Source organism: Pseudomonas sp. MS01C9, from assembly GCF_058202755.1.
Map to the genome: position 1 here is coordinate 5,293,749 of NZ_CM177073.1, position 22,971 is coordinate 5,316,719.

Genomic DNA, 22,971 nt, shown 5'->3' on the forward strand with positions numbered 1-22,971 from the left:
CCAAAGCACTCGCCAATTGCCCCCAAGGCAGCGTATGGCGGGGCCTGCAGCCTTTCGATAATCGCCTCCGACATCCTGTCCCCTGTTGCGGAGCGCGCCATGCACAACAATAACAATACCCGCCACCGTTTTTTGCCTGCGGTGATCGCCGGCCTTTCGACCCTCGGCCTGACGCCGTGGGCCCAGGCTGAAATCATGCTGTACGACAAGGACCAGACCACTTTTTCCACCGACGGCTATATCAATGCTTTCTACGTCAACAGCGACGTGGATCGTGCCGGCGAGCAATTCGACCGTCGTCAGTCGCGGGTCAAGATGGGGTTCTTGCCCAACTACCTGGGCTTCAACATGGGCAAGCAGGTCGATGACCTCAAGCTAGGCGCCCGCGCATCGTTCTGGGTGACCATCAACGACAGCGAAACCAACGGCACCGACACCGCCATCGACGTGCGCCAGTTCTACGGCACCGTGGCCAACCCGGAGTGGGGCGAGGTATTGATCGGCAAGGACTTCGGCCTGTTCGCCCGTTCCAACATCCTGCTGGACGAGCTGTTGGCCGGCTACGGCCAGGTCAGCGATACCCTGGGCCTGGTGGACGGTGGTGGCGTGTCGTTCGGCAACATCGGCAGCGGCTATCCCTATCCGTTCCCCACCTCGCAGATCACCTATCGCACGCCGGTGGTGGACGGACTGCGCATGGCGGTGGGGATCATGGACCCGGTGGACACCAACGACAACAGCGCCACCGGCAAGGCCTACCAGGAAAACCCACGCACCGAGAGCGAGATCACCTACCAGTTCGACCTCGCCGGAGCCAAGATCTACAGCTGGCTCAACGGCAGCTACCAGACCTCGGACAACACCGATACCACCGTCGAGTCCGTGACTTCCAAGGGTTTGGGCTATGGCGTGCAGGCCAAGATGGGCGGGCTGTCGCTCACCGGCTCCGGATTCCAGGCCAAGGGCATCAACCCGTTCTTCACCAACAACGCGGGCGAAGCCACGTTGCGCAATGTCGACAGCAAGGGCTACCTGCTGCAGGGCTCGTACAAGCTGGGCAAGAATCGCCTGGCGCTGTCCTATGGCAAGACCGATGACGACGGCAACGGGGTGGTGGGCAGCGGCGCCGATTACGAAACCCGTGGCATCGCCTTGTTCCACGACATCAACGACAACCTCAAGCTCGTGGCCGAGTACAACCAGTTCGAAATCAATGGCCACGACACCAGCGCCCAGAACGAGGACACCGATACCTTTGCGGTGGGCGCTGTGTTGACCTGGTGACACCGATTCGCCGGGCGAAAAGCACACCCCCGCGGGGCTGTACGATGCGCCTGAGACACTGAGGTCATGATCGCTCCCACGCGGAGCGTGGGAGCGATCAGTCATCGAGCCAGTTTCGTGGCGGTCCCACCGTGCGCATCGCGGTCGGGACCGCCACCGTTCTCCTCCCATGGAAGCGTGCACCCGCTACCCAAGTAGCATTCGTCGCCCTGGCGCGGCTTCGTACACTCAAGACTCCTATCACGCACCCGTCGGAGGCGAAGATGCCACAGGCCCGGAACGAAGGCGTGGTCAGCGCAATGTCCCAGGCAACGGACGTCCAGCAAGTGGCCCAGGAGCTGGCGCGGCAGTTGCTGCATCCCTATCTGGGGTTCGTACTGTTCTTCTGTTCAGCCGAATACGATCTGCCGGCCCTCGGCCAGGCGCTTTCGCGCAGTTTCGGTGGCATTCGCCTGGTGGGGTGCACCAGCGCCGGGGAGATCACGTCCCTGGGCTACGGGCGCAACTGCGTGACAGCGGTGGGCTTCGACCACCGGCACTTTTCCATCGCCGCCGAGTTGATCGGCGAAATGGAGCATTTCAGCCTGATCGACGCCCAGCAGATGGTCGAACGACTGGCTGGCGGTTGTCGCAGCAATGCCCTGGCGCCGATCAAGGGCCACAGCTTCGCGCTGACCTTGCTCGATGGCCTGTCGAGCCGCGAGGAAATGGTGCTGGCGGCGTTGAGTGCGGCCCTGGGAGACATCCCGCATTTCGGCGGCTCGGCCGGTGACGACAATTACCTCACCCACACCCACGTGTACTTCGAAGGCCAGTTCCACAGCGGCGCCGCCGTGGTGGTGCTGGTCAACACCTGGCTGGAGTTCGAAGTGTTCACCACCCATCACATCCTGCCCCGCCAGGAGAAACTGGTGGTGACCGGCGCCGACAGCGCTTCCCGGCGGGTCTATGAGCTCAACGCCGAACCCGCCGCCGAGGAATACGCCCGGCACATCGGCGTGCCGGTCGGCGACCTCGATTACCGGGTGTTCGCCGCCCATCCGCTGGCGGTGCGCATCAACGACCAGTACTACGTGCGCGCCATCCAGCAGGTGCATCCGGACCTGAGCCTGAGTTTTTACTGCGCGGTGGAGAACGGCATCGTCCTGACGGCCATGACCCCGGGGCCTCTGCTGGACAACCTGCAAGACCTGTTCGACGGCCTTAAGTCGCGCCTCGGCGACCTCTTGCTGACCATCGGCTGCGATTGCTTCCTCCGGCGCCTGGAGCTGGAGGATCGTGGCGGCCTGGAGCCGATCGGGCAGTTCCTGCGTGAACAACGGGTGATGGGCTTCAACACCTATGGAGAACAGTTCAATGGCATGCATATCAACCAGACCTTCACCGGAGTTGCCATTGCCCGACATCGCGTCCCCGGCCATCGCTGAGCTGCAGGCGCAGCTCGCCAAGCTGCAGCACGAAAACCGCAAGTTGCGGCGTATCAACGATGCCCTGATCGAGCGCGTGGAGTCCGGTGTGACCCGAGGCAGCGACCCGTATGCGGCGTTCCAGCATTCGGTGGTCCTGGCCGAGCAGGTTCGCGAACGCACCGACGCCCTGAACCAGGCCATGGCCGAGCTCAAGGCCGGTAATCACTTGCTGGGCGAGGCAAGGTTGCGCGCGGAGATGGCCCACCGGCACCTGATCGACGCCATCGAGAGCATTTCCGATGCCTTCGTGCTGTTCGACGAACAGCAGCGCATCGTCCTGTTCAACAGCCGCTTCAAGGCGTTCTGGGCCCACAGCCGGGTGAGGATCATCGCCGGGATGCGTCTTGGCGAGGTCAAGCGCCTGATGACCGCCAACGGCCTGTTCAGCGAGGAAACCCGCGGGCAGGATGACGAGCATGTGCTCTACCGGCTGCAGAACGGGCGCTGGTTGCAGGTCAGCGAACGGCCGACCCAGGAAGGCGGGCGGGTGATACTGTTCACCGATATCACCGACGTCAAGCTCAGCGAAACCGTGCGTCGCGAACAAGCCGTGGCGCAGAAGTCCCATCTGTTGCAGCGGGCGGTGGACAACCTGTCCCAGGGCGTGGCGATGGTCAACGCCCAAGGCGTGCTGGAACTGTGGAACCGGCGTTTCCTGGAACTCAGCGGCCTGGCCCCGGTAGCCGCCCACAGGCCGTTCAACGAGGTGATCGCCGACAGCGAACTGCAACTGCTGACCCCCGCCAGCCGCGACGGCAACGGTCGGTTGATCCACGAGTGCGAGCAACGCCTGTCCGATGGCCGGGTCCTGGAGATCCGTACCCATCCGCTGCCCACCGGCGGCTACGTCAATACCTTCACCGACATCACCGAGCGTTACCAGCATGCCGAGGCGCTGAGTGAAAGCGAGCGCTGGATCCGTCTGATAACCGACCATGTCCCGGCATTGATCGCCTACCTCAATGCCGACCTGGTCTATGAGTTCACCAACAAGGTCTACGAGCAATGGTACTGCTGGCCCCGGGGCGTGATGCTCGGCCAGAGCCTGCGCGAGGCCCACAGCGAGCAGCATTACCAGCGCCTGGAGGCCTATGTGGTCCGGGCCTTGGCGGGGGAGAGCGTAACGTTCGAATTCGCCGAGACCAACATCAACAACCAGGAGCGCTACATGCTGCGCTCCTACGTGCCGAACCGGTTGGCCAACGGCGAAGTGGTGGGGATCTTCGTGCTGATCCGCGACATCACCGAGCGGCGGCGCACCGCCGAGGCGCTGCACCAGGCCTACCAGAACCTGGAGCAACGGGTGCAGGAGCGCACCGCCGAACTGACCACCCTCAATGACCAACTGTTGCGGGAAATCGACGAGCGCAGTCGGGTGGAGGTGCGCTTGCGCGAGGCCAAGCGCGAAGCCGAGCAGGCCAACCTGTCGAAAACCAAATTCCTCGCGGCGGTCAGCCACGATTTGCTGCAGCCCCTCAATGCCGCGCGATTGTTCACCAGCGCCTTGCTCGAACGCCGCGAGCCGGTGGCGAACGCGCAGTTGGTGCGCAACGTCAGCAATTCCCTGCAGGACGTGGAAAACCTGCTGGGCACCCTGGTGGATATCTCCAAGCTGGACGCCGGGGTGATCAAGGCGGATGTCGCCCCGTTCGCCCTCAGCGAGCTGCTCGACAACCTCGCCGCCGAATACGCCCAGGTGGCCCGTAGCGAAGGGCTGGGGCTGCGCTTCGTACCGTGTTCGGTCCTGGTGCGCAGCGACATGCAGTTGCTCGCGCGGATCCTGCGCAACCTGTTGAGCAATGCCATCCGCTATACCCCCAGCGGCCGGGTGGTGCTGGGGTGCCGACGGCATCGACGGCAGGTCTCGATCCAGGTCTGGGACAGCGGCATCGGCATCGCCGAGGAACGCCTGGAGGAAATCTTCCAGGAGTTCAAGCGCGGCGATGTGCAGCGCCCGGACCAGGACCGCGGCCTGGGCCTGGGGCTGGCGATCGTCGAAAAGATCGCCGGTATCCTCGGGCACCGGATCCAGGTGCGTTCGTGGCCGGGCAAGGGCTCGATGTTCTCCATCGACGTGCCTCTGAGCGCCACCGCGCCCACGCCGCAGCCCTGCCTGGACATGAGCGAACCCATGCTCGAACGCTTGCGCGGCGCGCGGATCTGGGTGCTGGACAACGACGCGGCCATTTGCGCCGGCATGCGCACGCTATTGCAAGGATGGGGGTGCCAGGTGGTGACCGCGCTGTCGGAGCAGGACCTGGCGGGCCAGGTGGACTGCGCCCACGCCGAGGTGGACCTGTTGATCGCCGACTATCACCTGGACAACGATCAGAACGGCGTCGACGCGGTGGCCCGTATCAACGCTCAACGGGCTTCGGCGATCCCGGCCATGTTGATCACCGCCAACTACAGCAACGAGCTCAAGCAGCAGATCCGTGAGCGCGGCCACACCTTGATGCACAAGCCGGTGCGGCCGATGAAGCTCAAGACGGCGATGAGTCATTTGTTGGGCCAGCCCCGCAACCATTGAGCCGAACGCTGTTGCGGCGAGGGGATTGTTCCCGCCGGGTCTGCCTGGCAGACCCCGGTTGTCAGTTTTCAGGGCCGCTTCGCGCCCCAGCGGGGCGGTGCGACGTTTCGCTAGATCGCCTCGCCACAGGGATGTGTGTCAACGCCGCAGATAAGCCCCGAAATCGATATCCCCGGCACTGAGGATCGCCTGCACCCGGTTGTGCACATTGAGCTTGCGCAGGATGGCCGAGACGTGGGCCTTGACCGTGGTCTCGGCGATGTCCAGGGTGTAGGCGATCTGTTTGTTCGACTCACCCTTGGTCATGCGCTCGAGTACCAGCAGCTGCTTGCGGGTCAGGGCCTGGAGCAGTTCGGGCGGGAACGCCGGGGTTTCGCTCAGGCGCCGGCCTACCGGGTTCTTCTGGGTGCGGATGATGTCCGGTGGCAGGTACACGTTGCCGTTGAGGATCTGTTCGATGGCGTCGGTCATCTGCGAACGTGGCGAGGATTTGGTAATGAACCCCACCGCACCGTAGGTGATGGCCTGCAGGACGATCTGCTTGTCCTGTTCGGCGGAAACGATCACCACGGGGATCGTCGGTGCCTCGTTGCGCAGGTTGATCAGGCCATTGAGGCCGTGCATGCCGGGCATGTTCAGGTCCAGCAGGATCAGGTCCAGGTCGTCGTGCTCGTGGGTCAGTGCCAGGGCACTGTCCAGGTCGGCGGTTTCCATGACTTCGCTGCCAGGGAAGCCGTCGCTGATAACGTTGTGGATGGCTTCGCGAAACAGTGGGTGATCGTCGGCTATCAGGATTTTATACATGGCCATTCACCTCGTTATTGTTGTGGGGCAGTTGCAGCACGCTTTTGACTCGCACTTGTGCATCAGGGAAAAGGTTCGGGTCGGGCGGCCTGCAGGGGCAGGTTGGCCGCTTCCCAGGCATCGAGGCCATCGCGATACCAGTACAGATGCTTATAGCCCATGGCAGCGGCGCGTTTTACCGCGTTCCAGCTCAACCAGCAATCGGAGCGGCAATAAAAGACCAACGGTTGGTCCATGCGCCCGGCGGTGGCTTTGCGCAGGTAATGAGCGAAGTAGTCCTGCCAGGTCGGATCCAGGTGGCCGTCGCCGGTATTGGCCAGCCACAGGCTGCCGGGGAGGTTGGCGTGGGGTTCGTTGTCGATGAACCGGCCCTGGACCCAGGGCCGACGGTAGACGTCCACCAGCACGGGAGGCGAGGCTTGCTGGAGCAGTCGCTGCAACGCCTGGGTATCGATGGTCTGCGCGCCTTGGACCTCGGCGGGCGTGGGGCTGCGATACCGGTCGATGCGATAACCCTGGGGCGAGAACAGCGTGTCGTCGGCCTGGGCGACGCTCAGCCACAGGCACGGCAAGACGATTGCCAGCAAACGGAGCATGGGGATTGATCCTTGTTGTTATGGGTGCATTACATGCCAGGGTCGCGGTCTTGTGAATGCGACCATAGACAGGAAAACCAGTACTAAAGTCGTAAAAATGCTCCTGTCACAGGCTGGGGATCGCCACCGGATCTTGTGGGAGCGAGCTTGCTCGCGATGACGGCGGCACAGCCAATACCGAGGTCGACTGAACCAACGCTATCGCGAGCAGGCTCGCTCCCACAGAGGGACAGGCACGGTTAACCTGCCTTGCGCAACGCCGCATGCTGCGGATTGAACGTCCACACCGCCAGCAGCGCGAACACCAGGGTCAGCACCAGGCACACCACCATTGCCAGCAGGTTGAACTGCCCGTACAAGGCAAACCGCACCAGTTCCACCCCGTGGGTGAACGGGTTCACCGCGCAGAGCCAGTACAGCCAGGGGCTGGCCTCGAGCATTTTCCATAGCGGATACAGTGCCGAAGACAGGAAGAACATCGGGAAGATCACGAAGTTCATGACCCCGGCGAAGTTCTCCAGCTGCCGGATAGCGTTGGACAGCAGCAAGCCCAGGGCGCTGAGCATCAGGGCCACCAGCAGCAGCGCCGGCAATGCCAGCAGCAGGCCCTCGACCGGGGGCTGGACGCCATACAGCCAGGCAATGGCCAGGAAGGCATAGACCTGCAGCAATGAGATAAGCGATGTCGCCACCAGCTTGCTCGCCAGCAGGAATGCCCGGGGCAGGGGGCTGGTCAGCAGCACCCGCATGCTGCCCATCTCCCGGTCGTAGACCATCGACAACGAGCCTTGCATGCCGTTGAACAACAGGATCATGCACGCCAGCCCAGGCACGATGTACACCTCATAGGGAATGTAGGTGTCGTAGGGGGCGATGATGGCGATGCCCAGTGCCGCCCGAAAGCCGGCTGCAAAGACCAGCAGCCACAGGAGCGGGCGGACCAGCGCACTGAGCAGGCGCGTGCGTTGCAGCATGAAGCGCAGCCATTCGCGTATCACGATGCCGCTGAAACATTGCCAATACGCATTCATGAGCAAACTCCCGGCGTGGTCAGGCAAGTAAAGGCCGAGCCCAGGTCACCGCCATGGGCTCGGCTCACGGCATCGGCTCGGCCACTGGCGACGAGGCGGCCTTGATGCAGGATCAGCAGCGCGTCGCCGGGCTGCACTTCATCCAGCAGATGGGTGGTCCAGAGCACGCTGATGCCTTGCTCGCTGCACAGTTGCCGGACATGCAAGCCAAGGGCCTGGCGACTGCCCGGATCCAGGCCGACGCTGGGCTCGTCCAGCAGCAACAGGCGTGGTTCATGGAGCAGTGCCCGGGCGATTTCCACCCGACGACGGTGACCGCCATTGAGATTGCGCACTCGTTCGTCGCGTCGCTCAGCCAGGCCCTGGCGGGCCAGCTCGGCGTCGATCCTGGAACCTCCCTGGCGCCGCGACAGGCCATGCAGGGCGGCGTGATAACGCAAGTTCTGCTCGACGCTCAGGTCCAGGTCCAGGGTGCTCTGCTGGAAGACCACGCCCAACTGACGCAAGGCCGCCCGAGGCGAAGCCTGCAAGCAGTGGCCGCCGACACGGATCTCGCCTCGCTGCACATCGTAGAGGCGCGTGAGCAGGGCGATCAGCGTCGACTTGCCAGCTCCGTTGGGGCCCAACAGCGCGGCGAACTGCCCGGCGGGCAGCGCGAAACCGACTTGCCTGAGGGCTTCGCGGGCGCCATAGGCGAAGCTCAGGTCACTGACCTGCAAGGCGTTCATGGCGTGACCACCACGCCCCACGGATAGCGCCCGACTTTCACCGACTTGAGCACCTTGCGGCTCTGGACATCGATCACCGAGACATCACCGCTCACGCCGTTGGTCGCCAGCAGTTGGCGTTGGTCCGGGGTGAACGCCAGTTGCCAGACCCGGCGGCCCACCAGCAGGTAGTCCAGCACTTCGAAAGTCTTGGCGTCGATCACCGCCACATGGTTGGCCGGGCCCAGGGCGACGAAGGCGAGCTGGCCGTCGGCACTGAGCTTGATGCCCACCGGTTGCACCTTGTCCGGGTGTACGCCCTTGATCTGGAAGGTCAGGGTCTTGAGCACCTGGCGAGTCGCGACATCAAGGATGGTCAGGGTGCCGCCGATCTCCGCCGACGCCCAGAGTTGCGAGCCATCGCGGCTGAACTCGACGAAACGCGGCCGCTGGTCCACCAGGGTGTTGTCGGCCAGGGTCTGGGTGCTGGTGTCGATCCAGTGCAGCATGTTGGTGGTTTCGCTGGTGTTGACCGCCCACTTGCCGTCGGGGCTGACGGCCATGCCCTCCGGCTCGACGCCCACGCCGATCTGGCCGAGCACTTCGGATGTCTGGGTGTCGATCACCGTCACCAAGGCGTCGTCCTCGTTGGAGACGTAGAGCCAGCGGTCGTTGGGATGCAGGGCGAACTGTTCCGGATCCTTGCCGGAGGGCAGCTCCTTGACGATCTTGCGGGTGGCCACGTCCATCACCTGGACCCGGTCCGAATCGCTGGCGCAGATGTACAGGAGACGGTTGTCGTGGGACAGCAACAGGCCCCGTGGACGTTGGCCCACCGGCAGGGTCTCGATGACCTCCAGGCGCTGCAGGTCGATCAGGCTCAGGCTGTTGTCCTTCTCGTTGGAGACCCAGGCGATGCTCGCGGCGGCGGGACCGGCGGCGAACAACGCCATGCCCAGGGTGAGGACCTGGCAGGCTTGGAGCAAGGGGCGAGGCATGGCGGTTTCCTTATTGTTGTTATCGATCAGGGGTAACGGCAGCTCACTTCGGGTTTGTCATAGCCCAGGCTGTCCATTTCGTTGGAGGGGTGCAGGAAGCCGTCCTGGGGGGAGGTGCTGACCAGGGCCCGCGGCTGGACCAGGGGAATCGGTTGGCGCAGTTGGCCATTCCATGGCCGGTAGCTGAGCTTGCGGCCCTTGAAGCCGTCCAGCGGCAATTGATCGCTCAGAGCCAGTTGGCGGATTGCCGACGGGTCGTCCTGGCGCAGCTTGCTCACCGCGCTGGCGATGCTGCGCACGGCGATCCAGGCCGCGAAGTCACGGTCGTTCATCCAACGGCCGGCCAGGGCCTCGAAGCGCTTCTGCAGTTGCGCCGCGCCGTAGGTTTCCACGGTCTTGTGCCAGCCGGTGGGCACCAGCCCCTGGGTGCCGGCCACCGGCCGCGGGTACCAGGTCTGGTAGGGCAGGTATTCGCCGAAATCCCCGCGTTCGTCCGCCACCAGCACCACGTCGTATTCGGCGGTCTGGGTGAACAACGGCATATCGGCCTGGGCGCTGCGGCGCTGATCGTTATCGAACTGCCAGGCTTTTTCGGCGACGGTCTTGATGCCGAAGCGTTTCATGGCCCGGCGCAGGGCGGCGGCGTAGGCCTGGTCGTCGGGCGTCTGGCCGACGATCAGCAAAGCCCGCTGCCATTTGCGCACGACGCTGAACTGCACCAGGGCATCGGCGAGCATGGCCCGGTCGGGCAGGCTGTGCAGCACGTTGCCCAGGCAATCGGTGGTGCGCAGGCTGTCGTCGGGACTGCCGGCATTGAACAGCAGGCTGTCGGGCAGGGCGGCGCTGAGCTGGCGCAGGCTGTCGGCCGGGGCGTTGACCACGAACAGCCGCAGGCCCTGTTCATGTTGCGCGCGAGCGGCTTGCACCAGCGCTTCGGGGCTGTCGACGCTGGCGCTTTGCAGGCGGTAATCGTGCTTGAGGAAACGCCCGGTACTGTTGCTGTCGACGATCGCCAGCTCGGCGCCGCGCAGCCCGGCGTCGGCAGGCTCGGTAATCACATTGGACAACAACGGTCCTGGATCGGGGCGATAACCCAGGTAGCCGATGTGCACTTGCAGTGGCGCGGCATCGTTCGCGTGAGCGGTTGCCGCTGCCAGCAGTGAAACCAGGGCGTAACTGACGAGCCGGCGCATGACATCCTCCATTGCGGGTAGCGCCAGCATAGGAAGGCCGGGGGCATGGGGAAATATGCAGAAAGTACCGCCGGGGCAGTACCAAGGTAGTAGCTCGCCGTCGCCGCCAGGGTTTTAGGATGCAGGCAATCGTCATCGACCAGGAGTGGACAGACCGTGCGGATTTTAAAGGCCCTGCTGCTGCCGTTTCTGCTGATCCTGAGTCTGATCGGGGTGGATCGTCCCAAAGCCTGTCACCGCCCAGGCCCTCCTGTGGGAGTGAGCTTGCTCGTGATAGCGGTGGTTCAGTCGGCCTCGGTATTGGCTGTGCCGCCGTCATCGCGAGCAAGCTCGCTCCCACAGGGTATGGGTGTCAACTTCGGGGCGGAACGCTAGTCATGTCGGCCCTCTGGCGCATCAATCTCTGGGTCACGGTGTTTTTCGCCCTGGTGACCCTGGCGTGCTCCCTGTTGTCGCTGCAGCAGGCCATGACCGATGTGAAGCGCGAGCTGCAATCGGCCGAATCGGTGGTGCATTACCTCAAGGAAACCGCCGAGCGCGACCCGGCCAGCCTGCAGACACGCCTGACCGGCAGCCTGCGGCATGTGCGGATACGCTGGCTGACACCAGGGGAAGAATTTCCGGCAGGTGCCGACAGCGGGCTGCAGGCCTGGCTCGGCCATCGACTGCTCGCCGATGGCCCGGCGCCGCAGGTGGTGGATCTGCGTGATGGGCGGCGGGCCTGGATCGCTGTCGATCCGCGGGACGAAATCGACGAAATCCTCGATTCACTGGTGCAACTGCTGGGCGTCTGCGCCATGGCCCTGTTGCTCAGCCTGTTGGTGATTCGCTGGGCGGTGCGCCGGGTCATGTCGATGCTCGACCAACTGCTGGGGGCGTTGCGCCAGGTGTCCAACGGCGACCTGAATGTGCACTTGCCCGCCGAAGGCATACCGGAGGCGCGGCAACTGGCGGGGCACTTCAATCGGATGACCGCCGCCCTGGCCCAGTCCCAGGCCGATAACACCCGGCTCACCCAGGCACTGCTGGCCGTGCAGGAGCAGGAACGTACGCATCTGGCCCAGGCGCTGCACGACGACCTGGGCCAGTATGTGACGGGCATCCGCGCCCGGGCCTGCCTGCTGCGCCTGGTCACCGGCCAGCCGACCGTGCTGGAGCAGACCGTCAGCCAGCTCGAAGCGGATTGCGAACACCTGCAACAGGGCTTCCGGGCCTTGGTGCACGACTTGTATCCGGTGGTGCTGCAGCACTTGCCGCTGGAAGAAGCCGTCGAATTGCTGGCACGGCAATGCCGCGACACCCATGGCATTGCCTGTGATTTGCGCATCGAAGGGGCCTTGCCGGCATTGTCCGGCTCGGACAAGACCCACCTGTATCGCCTGTTGCAGGAAGCGCTGACCAATGTCGCCCGCCATGCCAATGCCACCCGGGTAAGGATCCGCCTGGGCCAGCGTGCCGGCCGCTTGCGCCTGCTGGTGCGGGACAACGGCCGAGGGGCACAGCAGCCGCCCCGACCGGGTGTCGGCCTGCATTCGATGTGCGAACGGGCCCGCAGCCTGGGCGGCGAGCTGCGGGTCATCTGCCAGCCCGGTGCCGGCTGGGCGCTGGCCTTGAATATTCCCCTGGAGGCACGATGAACATTTTGTTGGTGGATGATCACGCGGTGGTCCGGCAGGGCTACGCCAGCCTTCTGCGAGCCTTGATGCCGGACCTGCAGGTTCGGGAAGCGACCACCGGCGAAGAGGCGTTGAGCCAGGTGCAGGAGCAGGTGCCGCATCTGGTGATCATGGACTTCGGCCTGCCTGGCATCAGCGGGCTGGAAACCACCCGGCGCCTGCGTCAGCGCCTGCCGCAACTGCGGGTGCTGTTTTTCAGCATGCATGACGAACTGCCATTGGTACGCCAGGCGCTGGATGCCGGCGCCTCGGGGTACCTGACCAAGAACTCGGCGCCCCAGGTGCTGGTGGAGGCGGTGCGACGGGTATTGGCCGGCCATGCCTATATCGAACAGTCCCTGGCGACACAACTGGCCTGCGCCAGCTCCCGGCATGACGCCGACCCGCGCCTGCAATGCATGACCCAGCGAGAGCTGGAGATCTTTGTCATGCTCGCCAAAGGCACGCCTGCGCGCACCATCGCCGAACAGCTGTGCATCAGCGCCAAGACGGTGTCCAACCATCTCACGCTGCTCAAAAGCAAGTTGCAGGTCAGCTCGCATGCCGAGCTGGTGCACTTGGGGATTGATATGGGGGTGGTGCGGGTGGCGGGATGAATCCCGGGTTCCACTGCGACGGTCAACGGTGGTGAGGGGATTTGGCGGAACGTCGCAACGCCCCGCTGGGCTGCGAAGCGGTCCCTCTTCAGTCGGTTCGCCGAGTTAACCGAACAGGGGCCGCTTCGCAGCCCAACGGAGATAAATCCCCTTGCCACAGGTGTTTGCCGAAGGGCTCTCATCGATCCCAGGATTGCGGGCATCCCTTGCAACCCTGCATGTTGGCGTCCTGGAAATTCCCGTAATGCTGACGCGACCCACTCAGGTCAGCCTGCTCCAGGTTGCTTTCTCCCAGCTTGACCTCCTGCAGATTGGCGTCGCGCAGGTCGGCGCCCTTGAGGTCGGCCTTGCTCAGCCAGGCCATTTCCAGGTCGGCGGCTTGCAGGTTGGCATCGTGCAGGCGAGCGCCGGACAAGCGGGCGAACTGAAGATACGCGCCGGTCAGGTCGGCACGCTGGAACTGCGCACCCTGGGCGAACAGCCCCCATCCCTGGATCGCCTTGAGCGTGGCGCCGCTGAAATCGGCCAGGCGCAGATTGCTCTGCTGCAGGCTGGCACGGGTCAGGTTGGCGCCTTGTAGCTGGGCTTTCTCAAGGTTCGCCAGGTCCAGGCGCGCGTGCCGCAGGTCGGCGTCACGCAGGTCGGCACCACTGAGGTTCATCTTGCGCAAGTCCTGGTTCGCCAGTCTTGCGCCCCGCAGGTTGGCGCCGGGGCATTGGCTGGCTTCGGCAATGACGCAGCCGTTGAGGGTGAGCGGGGTGTCGAGGTCGTCGGCGTTGGTACATGCCGCGATCAGCAGCAGTACAAGAGGCAGGTAGTTCATGGCGGCTAGCTCGCAGCGCGGTGTGGGAGCGAGCTAGCCCGCGATGGCGGAGCATGAGCTGGCAGTAATGTTGACTGCCGCGGCGCTATCGCGAGCAGGCTCGCTCCCACAGAGGGTTGGTATATCGATCGCAGTTCAGGTGGGGACGGGCTACTTCTGCGCCGTCGCCTTGTCCCAACTCGGAATCTTGAACACCCAGAACGACCCGCCCTGGGCTACCGGCTTGGTCAGCTCGGCCATGTCGCCGCCCCACAACGGCACCGCGCCGCCATAACCGACAGTCACGCCGATGTACTGCTCACCGTCCTGCTCCCAGGTGATGGGCGGGGAGACGATGCCGCTGCCGGTCTGGAATTTCCACAGCTCCTTGCCGGTCTTGGCATCGAAGGCCTTGAAGAAGCCGTCGCCGGTGCCGGTGAACACCAGGTTGCCCTTGGTGGCGAGCACGCCGGCCCACAGCGGCAGCGGCTCCTTGTGCTCCCAGACCACCTTGCCCGTGGTGGGGTTCATCGCCCGCAGGCTGCCGACGTGATCGTCATACATGCGCTTGATGCGAAACCCCATGCCCAGGTAGGCCGAGCCTTTCTTGTAGTTCACTTCCTCGGTCCAGTATTCCTCCTTCCACTGGTTGCCGGGGACGTAGAACAGTCCTGTGTCCTGGCTGTAGGCCATGGGGTTCCAGTTCTTGCCGCCCAGGAACGGCGGCGAGACTTCCACCGGCTTGCCCTTGGTTTCGCCGGGCAACGGCTTGGCCGGACGCTGGCCGGGATTCTCCACCGGCCGGCCGGTCTTGAGGTCGATGTGGCTGGCCCAGGTGATGTTGTCGACGAAGGGGAAGGCGTTCTGCAGCTTGCCGTTGTTGCGGTCCACGACATAGAAGAAACCGTTGCGGTCGGCATGGGCGGTGGCCTTGATCACCTTGCCGTCCTTGTCCTTGTAGTCGAACAGCACCAGCTCGTTGTTGCCGGAAAAATCCCAGGCATCGTTGGGCGTGTGCTGGTAGAACCATTTCACTTCGCCGGTGCTCGGGTCGACGCCCACCTGGCCGGAGGTGTAGAGGCTGTCATAGTCGTGGGGGTTGCCGTCCTTGGCCGTGCGGGCCCAGGTGTTCCACGGGCCGGGGTTGCCCGCGCCGACGATGATGGTGTTGGTCTCGGGGTCGAAACTGGCGCTCTGCCACGGGGCGCCACCGCCGTGGCTCCAGGCCTCGACCTTGCCGGTTTCGGTGGTCTTGTCGTCTGGCCAGGATGGGGCCTTCACATCGCCGGTGGGCGTGCTGTCCTTGCCGTTGAGGCGACCCATGTGGCCTTCGACGAAGGGCCGCATCCAGACTTCCTCGCCGGTGTCCGGATCGCGAGCGAACAATTGCCCGACCACGCCGAACTCATCGCCGGAACTGCCGTGGATCAGCAGCACCTTGCCGCTGGTCTTGTCCTTGATCAGCACCGGGGCGCCGGTCATGGTGTAGCCGGCGGAGTGATCACCGAACTTCTTGTTCCAGACCACCTTGCCGGTGTTCTTGTCCAGGGCGACCACCCGCGCATCCAGGGTACCGAAGTAGATCTTGTCGCCATAGATGGCTGCGCCGCGATTGACCACGTCGCAGCAAGGACGAATGTTGTCCGGCAGCCGGTGGTTGTAGGTCCACAGACGCTTGCCGGTCTTGGCGTCGAGGGCGAACACCCGCGAGTACGAGCCGGTGACGTACACCACGCCGTCGCTGACGATGGCCTGGGATTCCTGGCCGCGCTGCTTTTCGTCGCCGAACGAATAGGACCAGGCGGGCGTGAGCTTGAAGACGTTCTTGTCATTGACCTGGGCCAGCGGGCTCCAGCGTTGGGCGTTGGTGCCCATGCCGTATTGCAGCACGTCGCGGGTGGTCAGGTGGTCGTTGGCGATGTCCTCCCAGCTGACTCCCGGCGTGGCGGCGCTGGCCATGGGGCTCAACGAGAGACTGCCGGCCAGCAGCAAGGCGTGCAAGGCCACGGTCAGGGGGGAGAGGGCGGGTAGCGTTCTTATTGTCATGGTGGCGGTTCCCAGTGGAGGTTTTGGCCTGACTAGGTTCGGTCGCGCCGGGGGCCGGCCGATACGGAAAAAGTCCCGCCCTTGCCGGGAAGACTTCCTGAACCGGCTGTCTTTGCGACCTGCGTCGGATGACCCGATACCAAGGAACTAGGACCCGGCCACCAAAGCAGCATTCGGCTGGTGCGGCACGGTTCCTAAGATGACGGCACGGCCTCTGCAGAGAGGTCGGCGTGCAATCCAGAGGGCATAACAATGACAACAAAACGCAACGCCATCATCGCTACCGCATTGCTGATGGGGCTGACCGGCGCAGGCTCCGCATGGGCCCATGGCAACGTAGTGCCCCAGGCAGTGGAAACCAAGGGCCTGACCCCGATCAAGGACACCAACCTGCCATTGGACGGCGATGGCTGGGCCTCGCAGAACCCTTATCGCAATTCTCCCGAACGTGAAAAGGCCGTGGAGATCGGCGCTTCGGCGTACAACCAGAACTGTGCCGCGTGCCATGGCCTGGAAGCCAAGTCCGGCGGGATCGCACCCGACCTGCGCATGCTGGACGCCGCCGAAGCCGGTGACGAGTGGTTCGTCGAGCGCGTGCGCCACGGTGCGGTGCGCGATGGCCGGGTCTACATGCCGAAAATGGCCGACTACCTGAGCCAGGAAGCGCTCTGGGCGGTGCGCACCTACCTCGACAGCGTGCACGTCGAGGAGTGACCGCCATGCGCTGGTTCGCCTGGGTAATCTGCTATGTGTTGCTGGGTGCCCAGGCGGTTCAGGCCCAGGTGCGCAGCTTTGACCAGATGATTGCCGCCGGGGAGTTGAAGGTGGCGGTCTACAAGGACTTCGCGCCCTACAGCTTCGAAGACGACGGCCAGCCCAGGGGCGTCGATGTGGAACTGGCCCAGGCCCTGGCCAAGGCGCTGGGTGTGCGGCTGAAACTGATCTGGGCGCCCCCCGGCGAGAAGCTCGACGACGACCTGCGCGATTACATCTGGCGCAGCAGCCCGCTCCACGACCGACAATTGGCCGACCTGATGATGCGGGTGCCCTACGATCACGATTACGTGCAAAGGCGTAACGATGTCGGTGAGTTGGAAAATGCCCAGGTGGTGATGTTCGGACCCTATCAGCAGGAGTGTTGGCAGGTGGCTTATGACCGCCGTCGGCTGGACTCGGTGGGCAGCGTCGCGGTATTCCAGCAGCACCCTATCGGCGTCGAAGTCGACAGCGTGCCGTCGTTCTACCTGACTTCGGTATTCAACGGCATGCTCAGCGCCAGGACCCGCCATTACCCTGGTGTCGGCCAGGCGTTCAAGGCCATGCACGCCGGGGAGGTCGATGCCGTCATGGCCATGCGCGGCGAGGTGGACTGGCAAGTGCACCAGGCGCGCGACCCGCAGCTGGCCCTCGCCGAGAATGCCTACCCGAACATGGGCAAGCAGCGTTGGGAAATCGGCATGGCGGTGCATGAAAGCAATCGCCAGTTGGCCTATGCGGTGGAAGAAGCACTGGAAGGCTTGATCCGCGACGGCAGCCTCAAGGCTGTCTACGCCCATTACGGCCTGCGTTACGAAGTGCCCGAGATGTACCAATAGGAGCACCAGGATGAAATGGCCTGCTTATCGCTTGGGGTGTTGCCTGCTGTGGTGCGGCCTGTCGTTGATGGCGCAGGCGGCGGTCGAGCCCGGCAAGGATCCGGTGCCCTCGGTGATGTGGGCCTTCTATCACAAGCAATTGCTGGGTGACGCACCGTTCGTGTTCGATGACCGGGTCCGGCTGCTGGCGCCGCCCTTTGCCGAAGATGCGCGCCAGGTACCGCTGGAAATCGATGCGCGGGCTTTTGCCGCAGACGTGGTTCGGATACTGGCCTGGGCCGAGCTGAACCCGTTGCCGAAGATCGTCGATTTCCAACCGGGAGAGCGGGTGCTGCCCTGGTTGTCGATTCGCATCCGTATCGAACAGGCCACGCCACTGCGGGCCGCCGTACAGACCCGCGACGGCCTGTGGCACGTCGGCTCGACCCTGATCGACGCGGCCGGAGGCGGCTGCACCGCGCCCAGTGTGGTGCGGACCCAGCCGGGGTGGGAGGAACACCTGGGCGAAGTGCTCGGGGCGCGCTACCCCCGGGGCGACACCAGCCGCCTGCGCCTGCAGGTGGCCCACCCGATGGACAACGGCCTGGTGAGTGGCATCCCGGAATTCTTTCTCGACCAGGCCCAACTGCTGGACGCCGAAGGCCGGGTGCTGGCGCGCCTGGAACTGTTCCCGGCGGTCAGCGAAAACCCCAACCTGGGCTTCGACATCCAGGGCCCCGGACAGACCCGCCTGTCGCTGCGCGACAACAGCGGCAACACGTTCGAGGCGGCGATCCCCTGACCACAAGGAGCGCGCCATGCGTTGGCTGCTGCTGATCTTCATCTGCCTGAACGGGCCAGCCTGGGCCGGGGCAGACTATACCCTCCAGCCCCGGCGGATCGCCGAGGGCACCTGGCTGCTGGAAGGCAGTACGGAGAATTTTGCCAAGGGCAATGGCGGCAACATCGTCAACACCGGTTTCATCGTGACTGATGCGGGGGTGGTGGTGATCGACACCGGGCCGTCCAGGCGTTATGGCGAGGCCTTTCGCCGGGCCATCGCGGCGACCACGGATAAACCGGTGATTCGCGTACTGCTGACCCATCATCATCCCGACCATGTCCTGGGCAACCAGGCGTTCACCGACGTGCCCATCGCCGCCCTGGCGGGGACTGGGGAGCTATTGCGCCAGCAGGGCGACGCGATGGCCGAGAACATGTACCGGTTGGTAGGCGACTGGATGCGCGGTACCGAGGTGGTATTGCCTACCCAGGTCCTGGAGCCCGGCAGGCTGGTGGTGGGCGATCATTCCCTGCGCCTTCTGCAACTGGCCGGGCACACCGGGGCCGACCTGGCGATCCTGGACGAGACCACCGGCGTATTGTTCGCCGGCGACCTGGTGTTCTACGAGCGAGCCTTGACCACCCCCAACAGCCCGGGGCTGGAGGTCTGGCTCAAGGACCTGGACACCTTGCAGGCCTTGCCCTGGAAACTGCTGGTGCCCGGCCATGGTCCGGTGGCAGGCGACCTCCGGCCCTTTGCGCAGATGCGCGATTACCTTGGCTGGCTCGACCAACTGATGCGCGACGGCGCCGCCCGGGGCGACGACATGGCCGAGATGATCCGCAGCCCCATCCCCGAGCGATTCGCCGGGATCAGCCTGACCCGTTATGAGCTGATCCGCAGTGTCAGCCATCTTTATCCGCGTTATGAGCGCGCGGGGATGAAGCGGGTGGATGCTCGATGACCCTCGGCTGAACAAACCCTCTGTGGCGAGGGGCCCGTCGCAGGAGTTGTGGGCACAGGCAATGGCCCCACATGTACCAAGGAACTAGGAAACTCAACACAGCGGGCAATTGTTGGCGGCGCCGCCGGGCCCAAGAATCTGCGGCAGACCGGGAAAATTTCCCGGATATAACAATAACCGCAGAGGTAGCCGTCATGACTCATCCCGCACGTCGCCAACCCTTCGCCATCAGCCTGCTGCTCAGTGCCATGCTGCTGTCCGGTTCGGCCCTGGCCGCCGTGACCGACCAGGAAATCCTCCAGGATCCCAAGAACCCACAGCAGGTCGTGACCAACGGCCTGGGCGTCCAGGGTCAGCGCTACAGTCCCCTCGATACCCTCAATGTCGACAACGTCAAGGACCTGCGTCCGGTCTGGGCGTTCTCCTTCGGCGGCGAAAAGCAGCGCGGCCAGCAGGCCCAGCCGATGATCAAGGATGGGGTGATGTACCTCACCGGTTCCTATTCGCGGGTGTTCGCAGTGGACGCCCGCACCGGCCGGAAACTGTGGCAGTACGATGCGCGCCTGCCCGACGACATCCGCCCTTGCTGCGATGTGATCAACCGTGGCGTGGCCCTGTACGGTGACCTGGTGTTCTTCGGCACCCTGGATGCCAAGCTCGTGGCCCTGAACAAGGACACCGGCAAGGTGGTGTGGAGCAAGAAGGTGGCCGACCACAAGGAAGGCTACTCCATCAGCGCCGCTCCGCTGATCGTCAATGGCAAGCTGATCACCGGCGTGGCCGGTGGCGAGTTCGGCGTGGTGGGCCAGATCAGCGCCTTCGACCCGAAGAACGGCGAACTGCTGTGGACCCGTCCGACCGTGGAAGGCCACATGGGCTACGTCTACAAGAACGGCAAGGCGGTCGAGAATGGCATTTCCGGTGGCGAGGCCGGCAAGACCTGGCCGGGCGACCTCTGGAAGACCGGTGGCGCGGCGCCCTGGCTGGGCGGCTACTACGACCCGGAAACCAACCTGTTGCTGTTCGGCACCGGTAACCCGGCCCCGTGGAACTCCCACCTGCGCCCTGGCGACAACCTCTATTCCTCGTCGCGCCTGGCCCTGAACCCGGACGATGGCAGCATCAAATGGCACTTCCAGAGCACGCCTCACGATGGCTGGGACTATGACGGCGTCAACGAGCTGATCTCGTTCAACTACAAGGAAGGCGGCAAGGACATCAAGGCCGCGGCCACCGCCGACCGCAACGGCTTCTTCTACGTGCTGGACCGCACCAACGGCAAGTTCATCCGTGGCTTCCCGTTTGTCGACAAGATCACCTGGGCCAGCGGCCTGGACAAGGACGGGCGGCCGATCTACAACGAGGCCAGTCGTCCGGGGGCGCCGGGCAGTGAAGCGAAGGGCAGCTCGGTGTTCGTCGCTCCGGCCTTCCTCGGCGCGAAGAACTGGATGCCCATGGCCTACAACCAGGACACCGGGCTGTTCTATGTACCGTCCAACGAGTGGGGCATGGACATCTGGAACGAAGGCATCGCCTACAAGAAAGGCGCGGCCTTCCTCGGCGCCGGTTTCACCATCAAGCCGTTGAACGAGGACTATATCGGAGTGCTGCGTGCCATCGATCCCAAGACCGGCAAGGAAGTGTGGCGCCACAAGAACTTCGCGCCACTGTGGGGCGGGGTGCTGACCACCAAGGGCAACCTGGTCTTCACCGGTACGCCTGAAGGTTTCCTGCAGGCCTTCAACGCCAAGACCGGGGAAAAGGTCTGGGAATTCCAGACCGGTTCCGGTGTGCTGGGCTCGCCCATCACCTGGGAGATGGACGGCGAGCAATACGTGTCCGTGGTTTCCGGTTGGGGCGGCGCGGTTCCCCTGTGGGGCGGCGAAGTGGCCAAGCGGGTGAAGGACTTCAACCAGGGCGGCATGCTCTGGACCTTCAAGCTGCCGAAGGACCTGGTGGCCAAGCGCTGAGCCAACCTTGGTAAATGCAGAACCTGTGGGAGCGAGCTTGCTCGCGATAGCGGTCGATCAGCCACCCTCCATGCTGGAGCTGCCGACCTCATCGCAAGCAAGCTCGCTCGCACAAAGAAGCCCCGCTCATCCTCGGATCGCAGCAAAACCTACGACCAAATAACGAGAGCCCCCCCTGCCAACGACGCATTCGTCCGGCTTCCGGGGCTCTCTACCATCGGCCTATCGCCTGTCCCGTGACAGGCATCGACCAGGCAGAGGCCCAATCATGATCTATGCACAACCCGGAACCCCAGGCGCCGTCGTTTCCTTCAAACCGCGCTATGGCAATTTCATCGGCGGCGAATTCGTCGCGCCGGTCCATGGCGAATATTTCACCAACACCTCGCCGGTCAATGGCGAAGTGATCGCCGAATTCCCACGCTCCAGTGCCGCCGACATCGACAAGGCCCTGGATGCCGCCCATGCGGCCGCCGACGCGTGGGGCAAGACTTCTGTCCAGGACCGCGCCCTGGTGCTGCTCAAGATCGCCGATCGTATCGAGCAGAACCTGGAGATCCTCGCGGTCAGCGAAACCTGGGACAACGGCAAGGCCGTTCGCGAAACCCTCAACGCCGACGTGCCACTGGCCGCCGATCATTTCCGTTATTTCGCCGGCTGCATCCGCGCCCAGGAAGGCGGGGCGGCAGAAATCAACGAGTTGACCACCGCTTACCATTTCCATGAACCGCTGGGCGTGGTCGGGCAGATCATTCCGTGGAATTTCCCGCTGCTGATGGCGGCCTGGAAACTGGCGCCGGCCCTGGCCGCCGGTAACTGCATCGTGCTCAAGCCGGCGGAGCAGACGCCACTGTCCATCATGGTTTTTGCCGAGCTGATCGCCGACCTGCTGCCGGCCGGTGTGTTGAATATCGTCCACGGTTTCGGCCGCGAAGCGGGCGAGGCCCTGGCCACCAGCAAGCGTATCGCCAAGATCGCCTTCACCGGTTCCACCCCGGTGGGCTCGCACATCATGAAATGCGCCGCCGAAAACATCATCCCGTCCACCGTGGAACTGGGCGGCAAGTCACCGAACATCTTCTTCGAAGACATCATGCAGGCCGAGCCGGCCTTCATCGAAAAGGCCGCCGAAGGTCTGGTGCTGGCGTTCTTCAACCAGGGCGAAGTCTGCACCTGCCCATCCCGGGCCCTGGTGCAGGAATCGATCTACGCGCCGTTCATGGCCGAAGTCATGAAGAAAATCGCCAGGATCAAGCGCGGCAACCCGCTGGACACCGAGACCATGGTGGGGGCCCAGGCCTCCCAGCAGCAATACGACAAGATCCTTTCCTACCTGGACATCGCCCGGGAAGAGGGCGCCGAGCTGCTCACCGGCGGCGCGGCCGAGCGCCTGGAAGGCGACCTGTCGAGCGGTTACTACATCCAGCCGACCCTGCTCAAGGGTCATAACAAGATGCGCGTGTTCCAGGAAGAAATCTTCGGCCCGGTGGTGGGCATCACCACCTTCAAGGACGAAGCCGAAGCCCTGGCGATCGCCAACGACAGCGAGTTCGGCCTCGGTGCCGGCCTGTGGACCCGCGACATCAACCGGGCCTACCGCATGGGCCGGGCCATCAAGGCCGGGCGCGTCTGGACCAACTGCTACCACCTGTACCCGGCCCACGCCGCGTTCGGTGGCTACAAGAAGTCCGGTGTCGGCCGTGAAACCCACAAGATGATGCTCGACCACTACCAGCAGACCAAGAACCTGCTGGTGAGCTACGACATCAATCCGCTGGGGTTCTTCTAACCCGATAGCACAGCTGCACCTGTGGGAGCGAGCTTGCTCGCGATAGCGGCCGATCAGTCAACCTGCGTGTTGAATGTCTCGACTTCATCGCGAGCAAGCTCGTTCCCACAAGGGCTAGGTAGTGGCATGTCATCCACCCCATACCAACGCACCCCATC

The 22,971-nt window shown here is 64.1% G+C and carries 19 protein-coding genes; 11 read left to right on the top strand and 8 right to left on the bottom strand.

Features of this window, described 5'->3' with window-relative positions:
- The first annotated feature begins 99 nt into the window (after window positions 1–99).
- The 3 genes from AC1M7R_RS23970 to nahK all read left to right on the top strand — a co-directional run bounded on the left by AC1M7R_RS23970 (window position 100) and on the right by nahK (window position 5,283).
- On the top strand, window positions 100–1,284 hold the full coding sequence (locus tag AC1M7R_RS23970) for a porin (RefSeq protein WP_072391425.1): 1,185 nt from the start codon (window positions 100–102) through the stop codon (window positions 1,282–1,284).
- Window positions 1,285–1,547: 263 nt separating this feature from the next.
- Window positions 1,548–2,711, top strand: coding sequence for a nitric oxide-sensing protein NosP (gene nosP / locus AC1M7R_RS23975; RefSeq protein ID WP_072431038.1), 1,164 nt, complete (start codon window positions 1,548–1,550; stop codon window positions 2,709–2,711).
- Window positions 2,641–5,283, top strand: coding sequence for a hybrid sensor histidine kinase/response regulator NahK/ErcS' (nahK, locus tag AC1M7R_RS23980; protein ID WP_256343726.1), 2,643 nt, complete (start codon window positions 2,641–2,643; stop codon window positions 5,281–5,283). The genes nosP and nahK overlap by 71 nt, the downstream gene beginning before the upstream one ends.
- 138 nt (window positions 5,284–5,421) lie before the next feature.
- On the opposite strand, the gene AC1M7R_RS23985 is transcribed toward nahK, so the two are convergent.
- From AC1M7R_RS23985 to AC1M7R_RS24010, 6 genes are all read right to left on the bottom strand, one after another.
- A complete protein-coding gene (locus tag AC1M7R_RS23985; RefSeq protein ID WP_053151254.1) occupies window positions 5,422–6,087 on the bottom strand; it encodes a response regulator transcription factor in 666 nt (221 codons plus the stop codon).
- Between the two features lie 62 nt (window positions 6,088–6,149).
- Window positions 6,150–6,683, bottom strand: a complete 534-nt coding sequence (locus AC1M7R_RS23990) for a PQQ-dependent catabolism-associated CXXCW motif protein (RefSeq protein WP_072391434.1) — start codon at window positions 6,681–6,683, stop codon at window positions 6,150–6,152.
- 239 nt (window positions 6,684–6,922) lie between these two features.
- Window positions 6,923–7,714, bottom strand: coding sequence for an ABC transporter permease (locus tag AC1M7R_RS23995; RefSeq protein WP_072391437.1), 792 nt, complete (start codon window positions 7,712–7,714; stop codon window positions 6,923–6,925).
- Window positions 7,711–8,442: an ABC transporter ATP-binding protein gene (locus AC1M7R_RS24000; protein ID WP_072458804.1), complete on the bottom strand. Its 732-nt coding sequence runs from the start codon at window positions 8,440–8,442 to the stop codon at window positions 7,711–7,713. The genes AC1M7R_RS23995 and AC1M7R_RS24000 overlap by 4 nt, the downstream gene beginning before the upstream one ends.
- Complete coding sequence (locus tag AC1M7R_RS24005) at window positions 8,439–9,419, bottom strand: YVTN family beta-propeller repeat protein (protein ID WP_072391444.1); 981 nt, start codon at window positions 9,417–9,419, stop codon at window positions 8,439–8,441. The genes AC1M7R_RS24000 and AC1M7R_RS24005 overlap by 4 nt, the downstream gene beginning before the upstream one ends.
- Before the next feature lie 26 nt (window positions 9,420–9,445).
- Complete coding sequence (locus AC1M7R_RS24010; RefSeq protein WP_072458803.1) at window positions 9,446–10,612, bottom strand: ABC transporter substrate-binding protein; 1,167 nt, start codon at window positions 10,610–10,612, stop codon at window positions 9,446–9,448.
- A 377-nt stretch (window positions 10,613–10,989) separates the two neighbouring features.
- Here AC1M7R_RS24010 and AC1M7R_RS24015 point away from each other — a divergent pair, with 377 nt between their 5' ends.
- The gene (locus tag AC1M7R_RS24015; protein WP_072458801.1) at window positions 10,990–12,249 is read left to right on the top strand and encodes a sensor histidine kinase; all 1,260 of its coding nucleotides are present in this window, start codon (window positions 10,990–10,992) and stop codon (window positions 12,247–12,249) included.
- The gene (locus AC1M7R_RS24020) at window positions 12,246–12,884 is read left to right on the top strand and encodes a response regulator (RefSeq protein ID WP_072391455.1); all 639 of its coding nucleotides are present in this window, start codon (window positions 12,246–12,248) and stop codon (window positions 12,882–12,884) included. Before AC1M7R_RS24015 ends, AC1M7R_RS24020 begins: the two co-directional genes overlap by 4 nt.
- Window positions 12,885–13,062: 178 nt before the next feature.
- Here the strand turns inward: AC1M7R_RS24020 and AC1M7R_RS24025 are convergent, their stop codons facing one another.
- Together AC1M7R_RS24025 and exaA are read right to left on the bottom strand one after the other, a co-directional pair.
- The gene (locus AC1M7R_RS24025) at window positions 13,063–13,707 is read right to left on the bottom strand and encodes a pentapeptide repeat-containing protein (protein WP_072391458.1); all 645 of its coding nucleotides are present in this window, start codon (window positions 13,705–13,707) and stop codon (window positions 13,063–13,065) included.
- 150 nt (window positions 13,708–13,857) lie between these two features.
- Window positions 13,858–15,732 (bottom strand): quinoprotein ethanol dehydrogenase, encoded by a 1,875-nt coding sequence (gene exaA / locus AC1M7R_RS24030; RefSeq protein WP_072391461.1) that lies wholly within the window; start codon window positions 15,730–15,732, stop codon window positions 13,858–13,860.
- Between the two features lie 252 nt (window positions 15,733–15,984).
- Between exaA and pedF the strand changes: the two genes are divergently transcribed.
- The 6 genes from pedF to exaC all read left to right on the top strand — a co-directional run bounded on the left by pedF (window position 15,985) and on the right by exaC (window position 22,813).
- A complete protein-coding gene (gene pedF / locus AC1M7R_RS24035; protein ID WP_072391462.1) occupies window positions 15,985–16,446 on the top strand; it encodes a cytochrome c-550 PedF in 462 nt (153 codons plus the stop codon).
- A gap of 5 nt (window positions 16,447–16,451) precedes the next feature.
- Window positions 16,452–17,327, top strand: coding sequence for a substrate-binding periplasmic protein (locus AC1M7R_RS24040; RefSeq protein WP_072391463.1), 876 nt, complete (start codon window positions 16,452–16,454; stop codon window positions 17,325–17,327).
- Window positions 17,328–17,337: 10 nt separating this feature from the next.
- Entirely contained in the window at window positions 17,338–18,108 is a 771-nt protein-coding gene (locus AC1M7R_RS24045) for a quinoprotein dehydrogenase-associated SoxYZ-like carrier (protein ID WP_072431033.1), read from the top strand.
- Between the two features lie 16 nt (window positions 18,109–18,124).
- The gene (locus AC1M7R_RS24050) at window positions 18,125–19,054 is read left to right on the top strand and encodes a quinoprotein relay system zinc metallohydrolase 1 (protein WP_072391465.1); all 930 of its coding nucleotides are present in this window, start codon (window positions 18,125–18,127) and stop codon (window positions 19,052–19,054) included.
- Window positions 19,055–19,248: 194 nt separating this feature from the next.
- Complete coding sequence (locus AC1M7R_RS24055) at window positions 19,249–21,024, top strand: PQQ-dependent methanol/ethanol family dehydrogenase (protein ID WP_072391466.1); 1,776 nt, start codon at window positions 19,249–19,251, stop codon at window positions 21,022–21,024.
- 268 nt (window positions 21,025–21,292) lie between these two features.
- Window positions 21,293–22,813: an acetaldehyde dehydrogenase ExaC gene (gene exaC, locus AC1M7R_RS24060; RefSeq protein ID WP_072391467.1), complete on the top strand. Its 1,521-nt coding sequence runs from the start codon at window positions 21,293–21,295 to the stop codon at window positions 22,811–22,813.
- Window positions 22,814–22,971 lie beyond the last annotated feature (158 nt).